The following is a 20802-nucleotide window of genomic DNA, read 5'->3' as shown; positions in this document are numbered from 1 at the left end:
TAACTCTTTTTTTTTAAGAGTAGATTATAAATCTAAATTCAATTTTTTAATTGCAAATAAATCAATAGTAAAAACTATGATGAATAACAGAAACAATAAAGATAAGAATCCAGTAAAAAGATTTAACAAAATTTCTATTGGATTGGCTTCACCAGAATCTATCTTGAAAGAATCAAGAGGAGAGGTTTTAAAGCCAGAAACAATTAACTATAGAACTCACAAACCAGAGCGTGACGGACTTTTCTGCGAAAGAATCTTCGGACCAGTAAAAGATTTCGAATGTGCTTGTGGTAAGTATAAAAGAATTCGCTACAAAGGTATCATCTGTGACCGTTGTGGTGTTGAAGTTACTGAGAAAAAAGTACGTCGTGATAGAGTAGGACACATCAATCTTGTTGTGCCAATTGCTCATATCTGGTACTTCCGTTCTCTTCCAAACAAAATTGGTTATATCCTTGGTCTTCCATCTAAGAAATTAGATATGATCATTTACTACGAAAGATACGTAGTAATCCAAGCTGGTATTGCTAAAAATGCTGATGGAGAATCTTTGCAAAGATTAGATTTCTTAACTGAAGAAGAATATTTGAATATTTTAGATACTCTTCCACAAGAAAACCAATATTTAGATGATTTAGATCCAAATAAATTTGTTGCCAAAATGGGAGCAGAGTGTATTATGGATTTATTAGCTCGTATTGACCTAGATGCTTTATCTTATGAATTAAGACACAGCGCTAACAACGAGACTTCTAAACAAAGAAAAACTGAGGCTTTAAAAAGATTACAAGTTGTTGAATCTTTCCGCGAGTCTAACGAAAACCGCGAGAACCGTCCAGAATGGATGATCATGAAAGTGGTTCCAGTTATCCCACCAGAATTACGTCCGCTTGTGCCACTTGATGGAGGTCGTTTTGCAACTTCAGATTTGAACGATTTATATCGTCGTGTGATCATCCGTAACAACCGTTTGAAAAGATTAATGGAGATTAAAGCTCCTGAAGTTATCTTAAGAAACGAGAAACGTATGTTGCAAGAATCTGTAGATTCATTGTTCGATAACACTCGTAAAGCTTCTGCTGTTAAAACAGAATCAAACAGACCATTAAAATCATTATCTGACTCATTAAAAGGTAAGCAAGGACGTTTCCGTCAAAACTTACTTGGTAAACGTGTGGATTATTCTGCTCGTTCGGTAATTGTTGTTGGTCCAGAGTTAAAATTATATGAGTGCGGATTGCCAAAAGATATGGCTTCTGAATTATACAAACCTTTCGTTATCCGTAAATTGATTGAAAGAGGTATTGTAAAAACAGTAAAATCTGCTAAGAAAATCATAGATAAAAAAGAGCCAGTAGTTTGGGATATTCTTGAAAATGTAATTAAAGGTCACCCAGTATTACTGAACCGTGCCCCTACTTTGCACAGACTTGGTATTCAGGCTTTCCAGCCAAAATTAATTGAAGGAAAAGCGATCCAGTTACACCCATTAGTATGTACGGCTTTCAACGCCGATTTCGATGGTGACCAGATGGCGGTTCACTTACCATTAGGACCAGAGGCTATTTTAGAGGCACAATTATTAATGTTGGCTTCTCACAATATCTTGAACCCTGCAAATGGTGCTCCAATTACTGTACCTTCTCAGGACATGGTCTTGGGTCTATATTATATGACCAAAGAGCGTATTTCTACAGAAGATCACAAAATTTTAGGTCAAGATTTGACTTTCTATTCTGCTGAAGAAGTAAACATTGCATTAAACGAAGGAAGATTAGAATTGAATGCTCGTGTTAAAATTAGAGCAAAAGATTTTAATGATGCTGGAGAATTAGTGTACAAAATCATTCAAACAACTGCGGGTCGTGTATTATTTAACGAAGTAGTACCTGAAGCAGCTGGATATATCAACGACGTATTGACTAAGAAAAACCTTAGAGATATTATCGGACACATTTTAAGTGTGACTGATGTACCTACAACGGCAGCTTTCTTGGATAATATGAAAGATATGGGTTATAAATTTGCATTTAGAGGAGGTTTATCATTCTCTTTAGGTGATATTAGAATTCCAGAACAAAAAACTAAGTTAATTGCAGATGCCAGAGAACAAGTTGAAGGTATCTCAACTAACTACAACATGGGTCTTATCACAAATAACGAGCGTTACAACCAAGTTATTGACGTATGGACTTCAGCAAATGCTCAGTTGACAGAGTTAGCAATGAAAAATATTAGAGAAGACCAACAAGGTTTCAACTCTGTATATATGATGCTTGACTCTGGGGCGAGGGGTTCTAAGGAACAGATTCGTCAGTTAACTGGTATGCGTGGTTTGATGGCTAAGCCTAAAAAATCTACTGCTGGTGGTGGTGAGATTATTGAAAACCCGATTCTTTCTAACTTTAAGGAAGGTCTTTCGATCCTTGAGTACTTTATTTCTACTCACGGTGCTCGTAAAGGTCTTGCGGATACGGCTCTTAAAACGGCCGATGCTGGTTACTTGACAAGAAGGCTTCATGACGTTTCTCAAGATGTTATTGTTAACATCGAAGATTGTGGAACTCTTAGAGGTGTTGAAGTTGCTGCATTGAAGAAAAATGAGGAAATCGTTGAATCTTTAGGAGAGAGAATTTTAGGACGTGTTGCATTGCAAGATGTTATCAATCCTCTTACTAACGAAGTAATGGTTAAATCTGGAGAGCAAATTACAGAATCAATTATGAGAACTATCGAAGCTTCTCCAATTGAGAAAGTAGAGGTTAGATCTCCATTAACTTGTGAAGCTTTAAAAGGTATTTGTGCTAAATGTTACGGTAGAAACTTAGCTACTGGTAAGATGACACAAAGAGGTGAAGCTGTCGGAGTTATTGCAGCTCAGTCTATTGGAGAGCCAGGTACACAGTTAACACTTCGTACGTTCCACGTTGGAGGGGTTGCTGGAGGTATCTCTGAAGAATCTAGTATTGTTACAAGATTCGCTGGTAGACTTGAAATTGAAGATTTAAAAACAGTTAAAGGGGAAGACGGAGAAGGTAACTCTGTTGATATCGTAGTTTCACGTTCAACTGAGTTGAAATTAGTTGACGAGAAAACTGGAATTGTTTTAAATACGCATAACATTCCTTACGGATCTAGTATTTTTGTAAATGATGGTGATACTGTTGCTAAAGGAACTGTAATCTGTAAATGGGATCCATATAACGGTGTAATTGTTTCTGAGTTTACTGGTAAGATTGCTTACGAAGATTTAGAGCAAGGACAATCGTTCATGGTTGAGATCGATGAGCAGACTGGTTTCCAAGAAAAAGTAATTTCTGAGGCTAGAAACAAAAAATTAATCCCAACTTTATTAGTTTACGGTAAAGAAGGTGAATTGATTCGTTCTTACAACTTACCAGTAGGTGCACACTTAATGGTTGAAAACGGTGAGAAAATTAAAGCAGGTAAAGTATTAGTAAAAATCCCACGTCGTTCTTCTAAAGCGGGCGATATCACGGGAGGTCTTCCAAGAATTACGGAGTTGCTTGAAGCTCGTAACCCTTCAAACCCAGCAGTTGTATCTGAAATTGATGGAGTTGTATCTTTTGGAAAAATTAAGAGAGGTAACCGTGAGATCGTTATCGAATCTAAATTTGGCGAGGTTAAAAAGTATTTAGTTAAACTTTCAAGCCAAATCTTAGTACAAGAAAATGACTTCGTTAGAGCGGGAGTTCCATTGTCTGACGGTGCAATTACACCAGATGATATCTTAAGAATTCAAGGTCCAGCTGCTGTTCAACAGTACTTGGTAAATGAAATTCAAGAGGTTTACCGTTTACAAGGGGTAAAAATTAATGATAAGCACTTTGAGGTAGTTATTCGTCAAATGATGCGTAAAGTAAGAGTTCAGGATCCAGGTGATACTTTATTCTTAGAAGACCAATTAATTCATACTAAAGATTTCATCGTTCAAAACGATAAATTATACGGTATGAAAGTAGTTGAAGATGCTGGAGATTCTTCAGTATTGAAACCAGGTCAGATTATTACACCTCGTGAATTGCGTGATGAGAACTCATTGTTGAAACGAAATGATAAAAATCTTGTTGTAGCAAGAGACGTAATTACTGCAACTGCAACGCCAGTTCTTCAAGGTATTACAAGAGCTTCGTTACAAACTAAATCATTCATTTCTGCGGCTTCATTCCAGGAGACTACGAAAGTACTTAACGAAGCTGCTGTAGCTGGTAAAGTAGATGATTTAGAAGGATTAAAAGAAAATGTAATTGTTGGACACAGAATTCCTGCGGGAACTGGTATGAGAGAATACGATAACACAATCGTAGGATCTAAAGATGATTACAATGAAATGATGGCTAATAAAGAAGAATATATTTATTAATTAGGAAACTATGAGTAATCCGAAACAACAACAGGAGCAAATTAATATTGAGTTAGACGAAACTGTCGCAGAAGGAATTTATTCTAATCTTGCGATTATCAACCACTCATCATCAGAGTTTGTTTTAGATTTTGTGAGCATTATGCCAGGTATTCCTAAAGCCAAGGTAAAGTCAAGAATTGTTTTGACACCGCAACATGCTAAAAGGTTATTGCGCGCAATAGGTGAAAATATCCACAGATTTGAGGCTGCTCACGGCGAAATCAAAGAAACGGAACAAGCACCAATTCCGCTTAATTTTGGTCCTGCGGGACAAGCATAAATTTTAAAGCCCCAGTAATGGGGCTTTTTTTTGGTGTCAAATTTTTGGAATGCACTTTATCCGATATAATCCATATTTCATCGACTAAATTTCTCTTTTCTTCAAGTTTGAAGTATTTTAGTAGGACCTAATTAGAAAAGATTTATTTGGGAATAATAACTCAGTAAGGTTGTGTTAATTCAAATAAAAAGAAACGCTATAAATACTATAGCGTTTTTTTTTATGTCAATACGATTTTTTTTGAAAATATTTGATCTCTTTTCCAACCTTTTTATAAAAATGATACTCTATATGAATAAAAATCAATTTGAAAGATTTTAACTTACGAGAGTATTGTATGAAAAAGAAATTCACCTTAGAAATAGCAAATCCTTGTTCTGAAAATTTTGAAAAAATGACTCCAAATTCACATGGATCATTTTGTAATTCATGTATGAAAAATGTAATCGATTTGAGTAAAAAGACAAATTCTGAAATAGCCAAGTTTATTGTTGAAAACAAAGATAAGAACATCTGTGCACGATTGAAAACGACACAATTGGAAGAAGAATTTGTATACACTGAAACTTCTAAAATGAATACTTTAAAATATGCAGCGGTAGCAGCATCTATTTTGCTAGCATCAAATGTTGTCGAAGGACAGGAAAAGGATTCTGTAAAAACGGAAATAAGTATTAATCCATCTAATTATTTAGTTGGTAAAGTTGCGTCTAATCAAAATAATCTGGAGGATGCTGTGATTACATTAAAAGGTAGATTGTTGGAAGCAAAAACTAATCAGCCATTTAATAGAAAAACATTTCCTAATTTGACTCTTTCTGTAAATGGATCTAGCGAGAGAGTAAAAATAAATTCTAAAACAGGCGATTTTTCAATACCAATCACTGTTTTGGATGATAGAGAATCTCTCCAGATTACTATTCAGGGGGCTGATTATTATCTTTCAAAAACAATACCTTTTAATAGAAAGAATGTTAAGGGAAATGTATTGTTGCAGGACATAATTATTAATAAAGAAGAACTTTCAAAAGCCGTAATAATGATTCTTGGCGGGTTAGGAATTAATTATGTGCCTCAGAAAAAATTTTCAGAAATCTGATATAAAAAAGGCTGTTTAAAATTTATTAAACAGCCTTTTTTATATTTCAATATATTAGATTAATCAAATTCTGAAGTAAAGAACAATTTTACACTTGGATATTTGCTTTGCGTCATTTGAATCGTAAAATCAGAATCGGCTAAAAATACCAGCTGACCATATTTATCATGTGCCAAGAATTTTTGCTTTATTCTTTTAAATTCTTTGAATTCCTCGTTTTTGGCATCATCAGGTTTTACCCAACAAGCTTTGTGAACAGGGAAATTCTCATAAGTACATTTTGCACCATATTCGTGCTCTAAACGATATTGAATTACTTCATATTGAAGTGCGCCAACAGTTCCAATTACTTTACGATTATTCATTTCTAGAGTAAATAACTGCGCCACACCTTCATCCATTAATTGATCAACACCTTTTTCCAATTGCTTGGCTTTCATTGGATCAGCGTTGTTGATGTATCTAAAGTGTTCTGGAGAGAAACTCGGGATCCCTTTGAAACTCATTATTTCTCCTTCAGTTAAAGTGTCTCCAATTTTAAAGTTTCCAGTATCATGCAAACCAACAATATCTCCTGGATATGAAATGTCTACAATTTCTTTTTTCTCTGCGAAAAAGGCGTTCGGACTTGAGAATTTCAAATTTTTCTTCTGACGAACGTGATAATAAGGTTTGTTTCTTTCAAAAGTTCCAGAAACAATTTTAATAAAAGCCAAACGGTCACGGTGCTTCGGATCCATATTAGCGTGGATTTTGAAAACAAAACCAGACATTTTTTCTTCTGCAGGATCAACCGTTCTAGTTTCAGAATCTTTTGGTCTTGGCGAAGGCGCGATTGCAACGAAACAATCTAACAATTCACGTACTCCAAAATTATTTAAAGCAGATCCAAAAAACACAGGCTGGATTTTTCCATCTAAATAATCTTGACGCTCAAATTTTGGATAAACTTCATCAATCAATTCTAATTCTTCACGAAGTTTTTCAGCTGCTTTTTGACCCACAATCTTGTCTAGTTCAGGATTGTTTTGAACATCAGAAAAAGCGATTGTTTCTTCGATATTTTTTCGGCTGTCTCCACTGAAAAGATTAATGTTTTCTTCCCAAAGATTGTAAATTCCTTGAAAATCATAACCCATTCCTATCGGGAAACTTAAAGGAGTAACTTTTAATCCTAATTTTTGCTCTACTTCATCCATCAAATCGAAAGCATCTTTACCTTCACGATCTAATTTATTGATGAAAACAATCATCGGAATATTACGCATTCTACAAACTGCAACTAATTTTTCAGTTTGTTCCTCAACCCCTTTTGCAACGTCAATAACAACAATTACACTGTCAACTGCTGTTAAAGTTCTAAAAGTGTCTTCGGCAAAATCCTTGTGTCCAGGTGTATCAAGAATGTTGATTTTTTTGTCTTTATAATTAAAAGCAAGCACAGAAGTTGAAACCGAAATACCTCTTTGGCGTTCGATTTCCATAAAGTCACTCGTTGCTCCTTTTTTAATTTTATTGTTTTTTACAGCTCCGGCTTCTTGAATTGCACCTCCAAATAATAATAATTTTTCAGTTAAAGTTGTTTTACCGGCATCGGGATGCGATATAATTCCGAATGTTCTTCTGCGTTGTATTTCTTTTAAAAAGCTCATATTTCGTATAAATAGGTTGCAAAAGTACTACTAAATACGGCTATATAAAAATATTCACTTCTTAAATTTGGATCTGTGAATGAGTTTATGATTTTAAAATTAATGGGCAATCTCTATAATTTTTTGTTAATAGTATAGGCGATAGTTGTATTATGTAATTGAATTGTTATTTTTGTTCGTTATAAGTAAAAGAACTAGAACTTAATTGTTTGCTGCTTTTCGAGTTTAGCTTTGAAAATAGGGCAATTGAGAGTTTAGTTTTTAAAAATGATAATTCTAAAACAAGATCTTTACATTTAAATTAAATCTAGAATAATGTTATTAAAAAAATTACAGCTAAAAACAATTGATTACAAGCTTGTATTGACAATGTGTTTTTTACTTTTTTTCAGCTCAATGGTTTCAGCACAGGAAATTATTCCAGATGCAGTAGCGCAAAAGCCAGCTGAACCTCATGTTGGAGGACAAAAAATTGACGGTATTATTGCCACTGTTGGAGATTATATTGTTTTAGATTCAGATATTGATAAAGGCTTTTTAGAAATTACTGCTCAGGGAGGTTCTGTAAAAGACATTACAAGATGCCAAATGCTAGGTAAGCTTCTTGAAGATAAATTATATGCACACCAAGCAATTCAGGATAGTATTATTGTGAGCGATGCTGAAATCAGAGGAATGATGGAAGATCGTTTGAATTATATGGTAAAGCAGGTTGGAGATATCAATAAAGTTGTTGAATACTACAAAAAAAGCTCTGTTGAAGAATTCAAAACTTATTTTGCTGACATCTTGAAAGAACAGAAATTAGCCTCAGAAATGAGAGACAAAATCGTTAAAGAAGTTGAAATTACGCCAGAAGAAGTTCGTAATTTCTTTAAGAAAATACCAAAAGATGAGTTGCCAACTTTTGGAGCTGAAATGGAGGTAGCACAAATTGTTGTAGAGCCGAAAGTTTCAAAAGAAGATAAACAAAAAGTTATCGATAGATTGAATGCTATCAGACAAGATGTTATTGATGGTTCTAGTTTTGCTACAAAAGCCGTTTTATACTCGCAAGATCCAGGATCATCGTCTAATGGAGGTTATTATAAAATGACAAGAAAAACTCCTTTCCTAAAAGAGTTTAAAGATGTTGCTTTTAGTTTGCAGGAAGGTGAAATTTCTAAACCTTTTGAGACTATTTATGGTTTCCATATTATTATGGTTGAGAAAATTAAAGGACAAGAAGTTGAATTACGTCATATTTTAATTTCACCAACTGTTTCTGAAGACGCATTGAAAGAAGCAAAAGAAAGAATCACAAACATTCGCAACAAAATTGTAAATAAAGAGATTTCATTTGCTGATGCTGCCAGAACAGAATCTGATGAAAAAGAAACAAGAGCAAATGGCGGTACATTAATAAATCCGAATACTCAGGATACGCGTTTTGAATTGACAAAAATGGATCCGCAATTGTACGGCCAAGTTTCAAATTTGAAAGATAATGAGATTTCTCAACCACTTTTAAATGTAGACGATAAAGGCAAAAAAACATATAAAATAATCACGGTAACAAACAGAATTAACGAGCACACTGCTGATTACGCATTAGATTATACAAAAATTAAAGATCTAGCATTAAAAGAAAAACAGATTAATGCAATTGCAAAATGGTTTGATGCTAAGATAAAAGATACTTATATTAAAATTGTTGGCGAATACAGGGACTGTGCTTTTGCTAATAATTGGCTTAAAAAATAATTTTTATTAAATAAATAAAAGAGTTAGTTTTATGAATCCATAGAGCTAACTCTTTTTTAATTTAAAAACATACTTAAATGTCTGACGTAACAGCAATTCATAATTTAGTTCAAAAACGAAACGAGTTAAAATCAGAAATAGCAAAAATAATTGTAGGTCAAGATGCAGTAGTTGATCAAATTTTACTGTGTATATTTTCAGGAGGACATGCTTTATTAGTAGGAGTTCCTGGCTTGGCAAAAACGTTAATGATAAACACATTGTCTCAGGCACTTGGTTTAGATTTTAAAAGAATTCAGTTTACGCCAGATTTAATGCCATCAGATATATTAGGAAGTGAAATTTTGGATGAAAACAGGCAATTTAAGTTTATCAAAGGTCCAATTTTCTCTAATATTATTTTAGCTGACGAGATCAACAGAACACCGCCAAAAACACAAGCTGCTTTGCTTGAAGCAATGCAGGAACGTTCGGTTACAATTGCAGGACAGAATTATAAATTAGATTTACCTTATTTTGTTTTAGCAACTCAAAATCCAATTGAGCAAGAAGGAACTTATCCGTTGCCGGAAGCGCAATTAGACCGTTTTATGTTTGCAATCAAATTAGAATATCCAACTTTTGAAGAGGAAGTTCAGGTAGTAAAACGTACAACATCTGATGTCAAAACAACAATCAATGCTTTGTTTTCTGCACAAGAAATTATTGATTTTCAGCATTTGATTCGCAGAATTCCTGTGGCTGATAATGTAATTGAATATGCTGTTACATTAGTGAGCAAAACACGTCCCGATAATAAACTGGCGAATGATTTTGTGAAAAATTATTTGGACTGGGGAGCGGGGCCAAGGGCTTCTCAGAATTTAATTTTGGCAGCAAAAGCACACGCCGCTTTTAATGGTAAATTTTCTCCGGATATTGAAGATGTAAAAGCCGTTGCGGTTGGAATTTTGCGACATAGAATTATTAAGAACTATAAAGCAGATGCTGAAGGAATAACAGAAGAAGTTATTATTGAGAAACTGTTGTAAAAACATTAAAAATAGAAATGAAAAACCTGATAAATTTTATCAGGTTTTTTTTGTTTTAGATGAAATCGATTTGTTGTGGTTTTTTAATTTTTGTTGGTTGAAAAAGCAACTGAAAAAAGTCGTTAAAAAAGGCAACTATAACGTTATAAATGCTTATTTAGAACTATTCTTTGTGAAAATAGAGGTAAAATCTCACTTAGTTTATAACAACAAATTTCGACTTTGTTAATGAAAAGATTTTAAAATATCAATAATTCATTTTTTTAATACAAAATTGATATTTTGGCAAAAACAGACAGTGAAAATCGTTTTTTAGCAATAATAATTTTTGAAAAGGCGACTTTCATTATATTCTTTTTAATTCTCACCTTTAATCTCTAAATTTGCGTACAAAAAAAAAATACTTCTAATATATTATGAATACTTACAAAGATTACATTAACGAAATTGAAGAAAGAAAAGGCCAAGGACTTCATCCAAAGCCAATTGATGGAGCTGAATTATTAAGCGAAATCATTGCTCAAATTAAAGATTTAGATAATGAATATAGAGAGGATTCTCTTAAGTTTTTTATTTACAATACTTTGCCTGGTACAACAAGTGCCGCTGGCGAAAAAGCGAAGTTTTTAAAAGAGATTATTCTTGGCGAATCTGTAGTAAAAGAAATTACTCCAGCTTTTGCTTTTGAATTATTATCTCACATGAAAGGCGGACCTTCTATTAAAGTTTTGCTTGATTTAGCATTAGGCAATGATGTTGCTATTGCAAAAGAAGCAGCAAAAGTTCTTAAAACGCAAGTTTTCCTTTACGAAGCAGATACAGATCGTTTGGTAGAGGCATTCAAAAATAATAATGAAATTGCTAAAGAAATCCTTGAGAGTTATGCTCAAGCTGAGTTCTTTACAAAACTTTCTGAAGTAGCTGACGAAATTAAAGTCGTTACTTTTATTGCCGGTGAAGGCGACATCTCAACAGATTTACTTTCTCCAGGTAACCAAGCGCACTCTCGTTCAGATCGTGAACTTCACGGTCAATGTATGATTACACCTCAAGCGCAACAAGAAATTAAAGCATTACAAGCTCAGCATCCTGATAAAAGCGTAATGTTGATCGCTGAAAAAGGAACAATGGGAGTTGGTTCTTCTAGAATGTCAGGTGTAAACAACGTGGCGCTTTGGACAGGAAAACAAGCAAGCCCTTATATTCCATTCGTTAATATTGCTCCAATTGTTGGTGGAACAAACGGAATTTCTCCAATTTTCTTAACAACTGTTGATGTAACTGGTGGTATTGGTTTAGATCTTAAAAACTGGGTTAAGAAAGTTGATGCAGATGGAAATGTTATTCGTAACGAAAACGATGAACCAATTCTAGAACAAACATATTCTGTTGCTACAGGTACAGTTTTGACTATCAATATTAAAGAGAAAAAACTTTATAATGGAGATCAGGAATTGATCGATATTTCTAAAGCATTTACTCCTCAAAAAATGGAATTTATCAAAGCAGGTGGTTCTTATGCTATCGTATTTGGTAAAAAACTTCAAACATTAGCGGCTAAAGTTTTAGACGTTGAAGCTCCGTTAGTGTATGCGCCTTCAAAAGAGGTTTCTCACGAAGGGCAAGGTCTTACAGCTGTTGAGAAAATCTTCAATAAAAATGCTGTTGGTATCGCTCCAGGTAAAGTTTTGCACGCTGGTTCTGATGTTCGTGTTGAAGTTAACATTGTAGGTTCTCAAGATACTACAGGTTTAATGACTGCTCAGGAATTAGAATCTATGGCAGCGACGGTAATTTCGCCAATCGTTGATGGTGCTTACCAATCAGGTTGTCATACTGCTTCAGTTTGGGATAAAAAAGCGCAAGCAAATATTCCTAAATTGATGAAATTCATGAACGATTTTGGTTTGATCACAGCGCGTGACCCAAAAGGAGTTTATCATTCAATGACAGACGTAATTCATAAAGTACTTAACGATATTACTATTGATGAGTGGGCTATCATTATTGGTGGTGACTCTCATACAAGAATGTCAAAAGGTGTTGCTTTTGGTGCTGACTCAGGAACTGTTGCTCTTGCATTAGCTACTGGAGAAGCTTCAATGCCAATTCCAGAATCTGTAAAAGTTACTTTTAAAGGAGACATGAAAGGATACATGGATTTCCGTGATGTGGTTCATGCTACTCAAGCGCAAATGCTTCACCAATTTGGAGGAGAAAATGTTTTCCAAGGAAGAATCATTGAGGTTCACATTGGAACATTGACTGCTGACCAAGCCTTTACATTTACAGACTGGACTGCAGAGATGAAAGCAAAGGCGTCTATCTGTATTTCTGAAGATGATACTTTGATCGAATCATTGGAAATTGCTAAAGGCAGAATCCAAATCATGATCGACAAAGGAATGGACAACGATAAACACGTTCTTCAAGGATTGATCAACAAAGCTGATAAGAGAATTGCTGAAATTAAATCGGCTGAAAAACCAGCTTTAACTCCAGATGCAAACGCTAAATATTATGCTGAAGTTGTAGTTGATCTTGATCAAATTGCTGAGCCAATGATCGCCGATCCAGACGTAAACAATGCTGACGTTTCTAAACGATATACGCACGATACTATCAGACCGTTATCTTTCTACGGTGGAGAGAAAAAAGTAGATCTTGGATTTATCGGATCTTGTATGGTTCACAAAGGAGATATGAAAATCCTTGCTCAAATGTTGAAAAACGTAGAAGCACAAACAGGAAAAGTAGAATTCAACGCTCCTCTTGTAGTTGCTCCTCCAACTTACAACATTGTTGATGAGTTGAAAGCAGAAGGTGACTGGGAAGTTCTACAAAAATATTCTGGTTTCGAGTTTGACGATAATGCTCCAAAAGGTGCTGCGCGTACAGAATACGAAAACATGTTGTATTTAGAGCGTCCTGGATGTAACCTTTGTATGGGTAACCAAGAAAAAGCAGCTAAAGGAGATACTGTAATGGCAACTTCAACTCGTCTTTTCCAAGGTAGAGTTGTAGAAGACAAAGAAGGTAAAAAAGGAGAATCATTGCTTTCTTCTACACCAGTTGTAGTTTTATCTACAATTTTGGGTAGAACTCCAACATTGGCAGAATATACAACTGCAGTAGAAGGTATCAACTTGACTAAGTTTGCTCCTTCTAACAAATCATTAGTAATGTAATCTTACGATTATTAATATATCAAAAGCCCGAGTGATAAACTCGGGCTTTTTCTTTTTTAGCTCTTCTATTTTTTGTAACTTGTCATGTTCAAAATAAAATGAAAAAACAAAAAATAATATAAAACTTATGGCTTTTGATATCGAAATGATTAAAAAAGTGTATGAGAACATGCCGGGTCGTGTTGACAAAGCACGTGAGATTGTTGGTCGTCCACTTACATTAACAGAGAAAATTTTATACAATCACCTTTGGGAAGGAAATCCGACTCAGGCGTTTGGCAGAGGAGTAGATTACGTTGATTTTGCACCAGACCGTGTTGCGTGTCAAGATGCAACGGCGCAAATGGCATTATTGCAGTTTATGCATGCCGGAAAATCTAAAGTTGCGGTGCCAACAACGGTACACTGTGACCACTTGATTCAGGCAAAAGTAGATGCTGCAACCGATTTGGCTAGAGCAAAAACACAAAGCAACGAGGTTTTCGACTTCTTATCTTCTGTTTCTAATAAATACGGAATTGGTTTCTGGAAACCGGGAGCGGGAATTATTCACCAAGTAGTGCTTGAAAATTATGCTTTCCCTGGCGGAATGATGATCGGTACCGATTCGCATACTGTAAATGCGGGAGGTTTAGGAATGGTTGCTATTGGTGTCGGTGGTGCCGATGCCGTTGACGTAATGTCTGGAATGGCTTGGGAACTAAAATTTCCTAAATTAATTGGAGTTAAGTTAACAGGTAAATTATCAGGATGGACTGCGCCAAAAGATGTTATTCTTAAAGTAGCTGGTATTTTGACTGTAAAAGGAGGAACTGGCGCTATTGTCGAATATTTTGGCGAAGGTGCAACTGCAATGTCTTGTACTGGTAAAGGAACGATTTGTAATATGGGTGCCGAAATTGGAGCAACAACTTCAACTTTTGGTTATGATGATTCAATGAGCCGTTATTTACGTTCTACGAATAGAGCTGACGTTGCTGATGCTGCCGATAAAGTAGCTTCTTACTTAACAGGAGATCCGGAAGTTTATGCAAATCCGGAAAAATATTTTGACCAAGTTATCGAGATAAACTTATCTACGTTAGAGCCACACTTAAACGGTCCTTTTACGCCAGATTTAGCGACTCCAATTTCTAAAATGAAAGAAGAAGCGATCAAAAATAACTGGCCATTACAAATTCAGGTTGGGTTGATTGGTTCTTGTACCAATTCTTCATACGAAGATATTTCGCGTGCAGCTTCTTTGGCAAGACAAGTTGCTGCTAAAAACTTAAAAACAAAAGCAGAATTTACGATTACGCCAGGTTCTGAAACAGTTCGTTCAACTATTGAAAGAGATGGATTTATTGATACATTCCATAAAATTGGTGCAACTGTTTTTGCGAATGCGTGTGGACCATGTATTGGTATGTGGGATAGAGAAGGTGCGGAAAAAGAAGAAAGAAATACAATTGTCCACTCTTTCAACCGTAATTTCTCAAAACGTGCCGATGGTAACCCAAATACGTTAGCTTTTGTTGGTTCTCCAGAATTGGTTACGGCAATGGCAATCGCGGGTGATTTAAGTTTTAATCCATTAACAGATAAGTTGATCAATGAAGATGGAGAAGAAGTAATGCTGGATGCTCCAACTGGAGAAGAACTTCCTGCTAAAGGATTCTACGCTGAAGATCCTGGATTTCAGGCTCCTGCCGAAGATGGTTCAGGAGTTCAAGTAGTGGTTAATCCAGCATCAGAGCGTTTGCAATTATTAGCTCCTTTTGATCCATGGGATGGAAAAAACATCTCGGGAGCAAAATTGCTTATCAAAGCATTTGGAAAATGTACTACTGACCATATTTCTATGGCGGGACCTTGGTTGCGTTTCCGCGGACATTTAGATAATATTTCAAACAATATGTTGATTGGTGCAGTAAATGCTTATAACCAAAAAACAAACTCGGTTAAAAATCAATTGACAGGCCAGTATGATGCTGTTCCTGCAGTTGCTCGTGCCTACAAAGCGGCTGGAGTTCCTTCAATCGTAGTTGGAGATCATAATTACGGAGAAGGTTCATCTCGTGAACATGCAGCAATGGAACCTCGTTTCTTAGGAGTAAAAGCAGTACTAGTGAAATCTTTTGCTCGTATCCACGAAACAAACCTTAAAAAACAAGGTCTTTTAGGATTGACTTTTGCCAATGAAGCGGATTACGATAAAATTCAGGAAGATGACACCATCAACTTCTTAGATTTAACCGAATTTGCTCCTGGAAAACCATTAACGCTTGAGTTTGTTCACGCAGATGGTTCAAAAGATATTATTTTGGCTAATCATACTTACAATGCGGGTCAAATTGGATGGTTTGTTGCAGGTTCTGCATTAAACTTGATTGCGGCCGGAAAAGCTTAAAAATCTAAAATTTAACTATACTAAAAATGCTCTGTGAAAACAGAGCATTTTTTATTTGAAGCTGACAGAAAAAAAAAGATTCTTGATTAGAGCCTTAAAGATTTTTGAAAACATTTAGCCGTTAGATTTAGCTATGTTTTTTTCTCCAGATAAGATTTTAGTTCGAAAAACTTTTGTGTTTTTAAATTCTTCTAGATCAACGCTAAATACTTTTGAAGACGGAATTTTAGAATAATCATTTTCAAATCGGCCACCTAAAATATATAGTTTATCGTTGTCATAATACATAGCGCCGTACTTTAATGAAATGTCAATTTTGTACTCTTTCAGTAGTTTGGCTTTAATGTCATAGGTGCACATCTTTTGATCTTCAAAAAAATAAATTATATTATCATGAAATGCTACTGCAGGTCTTTCTAATCCTGAAAATAATTCACCTTCAATCTGCCAATTTTCGGTAACTAAATCAAAAGTTTCAATTTGAGAAATTGGTTTTCCGTCATTGCCGCCAATGAGATAGATTTTTTCGCCAATTAAAATCCCAGTGGTTTCTTTTGCAGTAGGCATAGGACCAAGTTCGTACCAATTTCCTGATGTAATATTGTATAAATGAACTTTATTGGTAAAGGTTTTTTCGTCTTTTTCACTTCTTTTTATGGAACCACCCATTATAATGATATTATCGTTATAAGTAAATGAAGCAAAATCAGAAGCTTGATGCGGATTAGTATTGTCTAGTTTAATGTTTTGCTTGTCAAGATCTACGACTTCAATTTGATCTTCTAAATATTCCCAGCTACTATTTGAGTTAGCAAATATTCTTTTGCCTCCTATAACATAAATTAAATTATCGTAATAATGAAGACTGTGATAACCTCTTGCTTTTAGATGTAATTTTGAAGTCTCCCAAGTGTTTGTTTTGATGTCGTAAACAGAAAGATATTTTTTATAATGTCTTTTTGTAGGATTGGAAGTGTAGTCCTGTAAATAATCATTAAGTGAGTAGTTTGCTTTTTCTGCACGTCCTTTTTTTAAAAAATCGATGTCAAAATAAGCATCGCCACCACTTACATAAATTTTGTCGTCTTTTAGAAAAGAACCAAAGGAGAATATGGGATTTCTTAATGAGCTTAGAGAATTAAAAGAAAGGCTGGTTTTTAATTTTACGGTCTGTGAAATTGCCACTTCAGATAACTTCTGAATGCTTTCTTCAAGATAAATTTTGAATTTATTTTTTATTAAATATTCTAATGAATATTGTTCGGTTTTATATCCAATATGCGAAAATTCTAGTACTTCATCAGCTTTAAGTTTTGAAAATGAAGTTAATGAGAATTCTCCTTTTTTATTTGTAATAGTGCCAGTTTTACTGTTTTTAGCAAAAATATTCACATCTTCAAGAGGTTCGTTATTCATGGTAAGTACAATGCCTTTTTGGTTTTGTGCAATTGAAATTAACGGAAGAAGCAAGAAAACAAGGAGTAATTTTTTCACAAATCTTTGAAAGTTAAGTTAGTATTAAATTTAAAAATACGAAATTTTGTAAAAAACTGCATTTCAAAAAGTTGGCTCAATTTTTATGCCGAAGAGATTCATTTTGGGAAAATTAGTTGTTAAAAAAGGTGTTTTTTTTGCTTAAAAAAGTTAAATTCGCCTTGCCCCAAAACAAAATTGCTTTTTTTGAGTTTTCTATATAGAAAAGTTCAGAAAGAGCGATTGATAAAATGATAATGATGCTTTACAGATTAACAATATTGATGTTTTTTTTCAGTGTTGGTGTTTTTTCTCAAGAAAAATACATTAAACACAAAATCTCGAAAGGAGAAAATATTACCGTTATTGCCAAAAAATACGGAGTCAAGCCAAAAGAGATTATAGAAGCAAACCCAAATGCTCCAAAAATTCTAAAACTGAATTCGGTTTTACTAATTCCGAGCAATAATAAAGAAGTTGCTCTAAAACCTTCGGAAAACACTGAAAACACAAATACAGATTCTCATGAAGTACAGCCAAAGGAGACACTTTGGGGAATTTCAAAAAAATATAATGTTTCTGTTGATGACTTAAAAAATGCAAATCCTTCAATTGAAACAGAAGGATTGAAAATTGGACAGCGTATCAGTATCCCTTCAAATACTGTGGCAGTGGCACAAATTCCTGCTGAAACCGATAATAAGTCAACAGATGTTGAAGTTGTAGTTGAGGTACAGCCAAAAGAAACTAAATATGCAATCGCTAAAAAATATGGAATAACGGTTGCTGAGTTAGAAAAACAAAATCCGTTTATTAAAGGAAAACTACCAGTTGGGTACGTTTTAAAAATCAAAACTTCTAAAGAAAAAGCAGATGCTGCAGCTCAGGTTAATGGAGTTCCCTCGTCAAATGATTTAACGCCGCCAGCTCAGGAGGAAAATAAACAAGTTGCTGAAAATGCAAATGTAAAAGCAGATTCTTCGGCAATGGTTAGAGTGAGTAATCATTCAGAGTTGATTGATCTTTTGATTTTAAATGCGACGCAAAATATTGGAACGCGTTATCGCTCTGGCGGAACTACAAAAGCCGGTTTTGACTGTTCGGGTTTGATGTTCTGTACCTTCGGAAACTTTGATATTAAATTGCCTAGAAGCTCAATTGAGCAATCCCGAATTGGCAACAAAGTAAGTTCTGATTTAGCGCAGAAGGGCGATTTGATTTTCTTTAAAACAAATGGGCGTCGTCATATCAATCATGTAGGAATGGTTGTTGAGGTAACCGAAGGAGAAATTAAATTTGTTCATTCTTCAACTCACGGCGGAGTTATGATTTCTTCAACAAAGGAACCTTATTACGAAAGAGCTTTTTCGCAAGTCAACCGAATTTTGGAAGAAGACTCAAAAAAATTATAGTCTTGTTTAAAGAAAGTTCTCTTTGAATTCTTCAATTGGGAAGGGTTTGCTTAGCATTTTACTGACATATTTGTTGCTCTGGATTTCATTTATTTCATCAGGATCTAAGGTTGATGAAAGAACATAAATTTGAGTGTCTTTTTTAATTTGGGATTCCAATTTATCGTATGCTCTCAAAAAATCAAAACCATTCATATAAGGCATTTGGATGTCAAGAATAAGAATTAATGGTTTTTGTACATCTCTATTATTTTTGAGCCATAAGAGTGCTTCTTCACCATTGTTTGTAATGTGAATGTCTTCTACGAAAAGCACCTTTCTTAAAAGCTGTTTAATTACCAGCTGATCTATTAAGTTGTCTTCAATTAATAAAAATGTTGGTTTAAGTTGCATAATAGTTCGGTATTGTTACAACAAATTTGCTTCCTATTTCGGTTTGTGAGCTCACGCTAATGTTTCCTTTTATATTTTCGACGGCTTCTTTTACAATATAAAGGCCTAATCCTGATCCTTTATTTTTGTTTGTTCCAAAATACATGTCAAAAATGGTATCCTTATGTTCCTCTTTAATTCCGATTCCATTATCAGTAACTTCAATTTTATTGAATCCATCATTTACCGAAGTTTTAATTGAAATAAGCATTTCCTGTTTATTGGCATCAGCATATTTTATGGCATTCGATAATAAATTCGAAATAATAATTTTTAATCTCAAACTGTCGCTATGAATTTGATCAACTAGTAATTCTTTGGTGAATTTGATTCTGCTGGCATTTTCGATATGCATTAATTGCGAAATGGCTTCTTCAAATAATTGTCTTAAACTCACAGGCTCCATGATTATTAGGGCGCGTTTGTTTTTTGAATAATCAATAATATCACTAATGAACTGATCTTGTTTCGCCAGACTTTGTTCCATTAAACACAAATAATCTTTAATTTGGACAACACTGTCCTCAAGCTGTGTAATTTTTATCAAGCCTTTTAAAGAAGTTATAGGAGATCTTAAATCGTGGGACGCGCTGTAAACAAAACAATCTAATTCGTGGTTTACAAGAATGAGGTTTTCGTTTTTAACTTCAATTTCTTTTTTTGAAACAAGCAGGCGTTTTACCATGATGGAATAATAAAGACAAATACTGCAGACAATAATTAGGATGAAAAGTATATTGACAATTATCAGTAAATCTTTTATTTTGCGAGTTCCCGCGCCTAAAGTATTCGAGAAATTCCGTTCGTTTACCGTCAGCCTGTCACTGATAATGCTTATTTGTTCTAAAAATTTTCGTTGTTGTCCTGGAGTTAGTGTGCTGTGTTTTATTTTTGCATCGATCTCGGTTCCAATTACAAATAATTCAAAGATCAATTTGTCTCCTTGTTCCCATTCATGAATAGCTTTTGCTAAAAAAGGCACTTCTTTAAAATGAACAAAAAGCCATACAAGATCGTCTAAGTCATCTCTATGGTTTCTTCCGTTAAGAAAACCTTGGCGCGCAATTTGGTTGTCGCCAGCTTTTAAAAGTGTTTTTCTGGCAAGTCCGTCTCCTTGAGGAACGCTTAATTCCTCAAGATATAATTTCCACTGTTTTTTATCTTTTGTATAGAGATAGGTGATAAGATGTCGGGCGGCATCTTTTTGGCCTTTTGAGTAATGTGATTCGCCATTGACATACGCTCTGTTGGCAGATAGAATTTTAATGGTAAAGAAATTAATGCAAATCAGTAAGGCACAGGTGATAAATACAATTAGCAAAAGAACAAAGACATTTGGAAATCTCATTTTTCTTAAATGTTGGATTTTTTGCATATTTCTCGGTTTGTAGGTTAGTAGTTTGGTTTTAAACGCTTGATTAACTTGTGATTAGTCTTTTTGTCTATCTCCTAAAGTTTGGGGAACTTATTTTTTCATAGGCTAATAAAATAAACAAATGTTAATAAAAACAGGTAAATTTTAAGATTTTATCCTTCATTCCAAATTTACTAAAAATATATTCTGCTTTAACAAAGTCCTCTTTATTTTCTGTTTATTTTAATTTTTAAATATGTAATTTGTTGATTATTATTTGTTTATAAGAATGTTAAAGTTTTTAATTGAACTTTTTACAT

Annotated in this window: 12 protein-coding genes; 8 read left to right on the top strand and 4 right to left on the bottom strand. The window is 34.3% G+C overall.

Annotation, left to right across the window (positions count from 1 at the left end):
• Positions 1–76: 76 nt before the first annotated feature.
• The 3 genes from rpoC (at position 77) to FND99_RS12775 (ending at position 5805) form a co-directional block, all read left to right on the top strand.
• Positions 77–4384, top strand: a complete 4308-nt coding sequence (rpoC, locus tag FND99_RS12785; RefSeq protein ID WP_144338353.1) for a DNA-directed RNA polymerase subunit beta' — start codon at positions 77–79, stop codon at positions 4382–4384.
• A 10-nt stretch (positions 4385–4394) separates the two neighbouring features.
• Positions 4395–4706 (top strand): DUF3467 domain-containing protein, encoded by a 312-nt coding sequence (locus FND99_RS12780; protein ID WP_008466913.1) that lies wholly within the window; start codon positions 4395–4397, stop codon positions 4704–4706.
• Positions 4707–5043: 337 nt separating this feature from the next.
• Positions 5044–5805, top strand: a complete 762-nt coding sequence (locus tag FND99_RS12775) for a hypothetical protein (protein WP_144338352.1) — start codon at positions 5044–5046, stop codon at positions 5803–5805.
• A gap of 59 nt (positions 5806–5864) precedes the next feature.
• On the opposite strand, the gene FND99_RS12770 is transcribed toward FND99_RS12775, so the two are convergent.
• Positions 5865–7457: a peptide chain release factor 3 gene (locus FND99_RS12770; RefSeq protein ID WP_144338351.1), complete on the bottom strand. Its 1593-nt coding sequence runs from the start codon at positions 7455–7457 to the stop codon at positions 5865–5867.
• 315 nt (positions 7458–7772) lie between these two features.
• Here FND99_RS12770 and FND99_RS12765 point away from each other — a divergent pair, with 315 nt between their 5' ends.
• From FND99_RS12765 to FND99_RS12750, 4 genes are all read left to right on the top strand, one after another.
• Positions 7773–9200, top strand: a complete 1428-nt coding sequence (locus FND99_RS12765; RefSeq protein ID WP_144338350.1) for a peptidylprolyl isomerase — start codon at positions 7773–7775, stop codon at positions 9198–9200.
• A gap of 77 nt (positions 9201–9277) precedes the next feature.
• Positions 9278–10231: an AAA family ATPase gene (locus FND99_RS12760; RefSeq protein ID WP_144338349.1), complete on the top strand. Its 954-nt coding sequence runs from the start codon at positions 9278–9280 to the stop codon at positions 10229–10231.
• A 416-nt stretch (positions 10232–10647) separates the two neighbouring features.
• Positions 10648–13419, top strand: a complete 2772-nt coding sequence (locus tag FND99_RS12755) for a bifunctional aconitate hydratase 2/2-methylisocitrate dehydratase (protein WP_144338348.1) — start codon at positions 10648–10650, stop codon at positions 13417–13419.
• A gap of 127 nt (positions 13420–13546) precedes the next feature.
• Positions 13547–15811, top strand: a complete 2265-nt coding sequence (locus FND99_RS12750) for an aconitate hydratase (protein WP_144338347.1) — start codon at positions 13547–13549, stop codon at positions 15809–15811.
• Positions 15812–15925: 114 nt separating this feature from the next.
• Here FND99_RS12750 and FND99_RS12745 read toward each other — a convergent pair whose 3' ends face one another.
• Entirely contained in the window at positions 15926–17305 is a 1380-nt protein-coding gene (locus tag FND99_RS12745) for a Kelch repeat-containing protein (RefSeq protein WP_144338346.1), read from the bottom strand.
• A 239-nt stretch (positions 17306–17544) separates the two neighbouring features.
• Here FND99_RS12745 and FND99_RS12740 point away from each other — a divergent pair, with 239 nt between their 5' ends.
• On the top strand, positions 17545–18696 hold the full coding sequence (locus FND99_RS12740) for a C40 family peptidase (protein ID WP_144338461.1): 1152 nt from the start codon (positions 17545–17547) through the stop codon (positions 18694–18696).
• Between the two features lie 6 nt (positions 18697–18702).
• On the opposite strand, the gene FND99_RS12735 is transcribed toward FND99_RS12740, so the two are convergent.
• Complete coding sequence (locus FND99_RS12735) at positions 18703–19089, bottom strand: response regulator (protein ID WP_144338345.1); 387 nt, start codon at positions 19087–19089, stop codon at positions 18703–18705.
• Positions 19079–20476 carry a sensor histidine kinase gene (locus tag FND99_RS12730; RefSeq protein WP_246074214.1) on the bottom strand — a complete coding sequence of 466 codons (1398 nt, stop codon included), beginning with the start codon at positions 20474–20476 and terminating at the stop codon, positions 19079–19081. Before FND99_RS12730 ends, FND99_RS12735 begins: the two co-directional genes overlap by 11 nt.
• Positions 20477–20802 lie beyond the last annotated feature (326 nt).

The organism is Flavobacterium daemonense (genome assembly GCF_007341385.1).
GTDB classification, from domain to species: domain Bacteria; phylum Bacteroidota; class Bacteroidia; order Flavobacteriales; family Flavobacteriaceae; genus Flavobacterium; species Flavobacterium daemonense.
This window is presented reverse-complemented; position numbering and strand designations above follow the sequence as displayed.

Excerpts from the sequence above, each read along its gene's own strand:
- FND99_RS12780 (WP_008466913.1), top strand. The coding sequence starts at position 4,395 with ATGAGTAATCCGAAACAACAACAGGAGCAAATTAATATTGAGTTAGAC.
- FND99_RS12775 (WP_144338352.1), top strand. The coding sequence starts at position 5,044 with ATGAAAAAGAAATTCACCTTAGAAATAGCAAATCCTTGTTCTGAAAAT.
- FND99_RS12750 (WP_144338347.1), top strand. The coding sequence starts at position 13,547 with ATGGCTTTTGATATCGAAATGATTAAAAAAGTGTATGAGAACATGCCG.
- FND99_RS12735 (WP_144338345.1), bottom strand. The coding sequence starts at position 19,089 with ATGCAACTTAAACCAACATTTTTATTAATTGAAGACAACTTAATAGAT.
- FND99_RS12740 (WP_144338461.1), top strand. The coding sequence starts at position 17,545 with ATGCTTTACAGATTAACAATATTGATGTTTTTTTTCAGTGTTGGTGTT.
- FND99_RS12760 (WP_144338349.1), top strand. The coding sequence starts at position 9,278 with ATGTCTGACGTAACAGCAATTCATAATTTAGTTCAAAAACGAAACGAG.
- rpoC (WP_144338353.1), top strand. The coding sequence starts at position 77 with ATGATGAATAACAGAAACAATAAAGATAAGAATCCAGTAAAAAGATTT.
- FND99_RS12765 (WP_144338350.1), top strand. The coding sequence starts at position 7,773 with ATGTTATTAAAAAAATTACAGCTAAAAACAATTGATTACAAGCTTGTA.
- FND99_RS12770 (WP_144338351.1), bottom strand. The coding sequence starts at position 7,457 with ATGAGCTTTTTAAAAGAAATACAACGCAGAAGAACATTCGGAATTATA.
- FND99_RS12730 (WP_246074214.1), bottom strand. The coding sequence starts at position 20,476 with ATGAGATTTCCAAATGTCTTTGTTCTTTTGCTAATTGTATTTATCACC.
- FND99_RS12755 (WP_144338348.1), top strand. The coding sequence starts at position 10,648 with ATGAATACTTACAAAGATTACATTAACGAAATTGAAGAAAGAAAAGGC.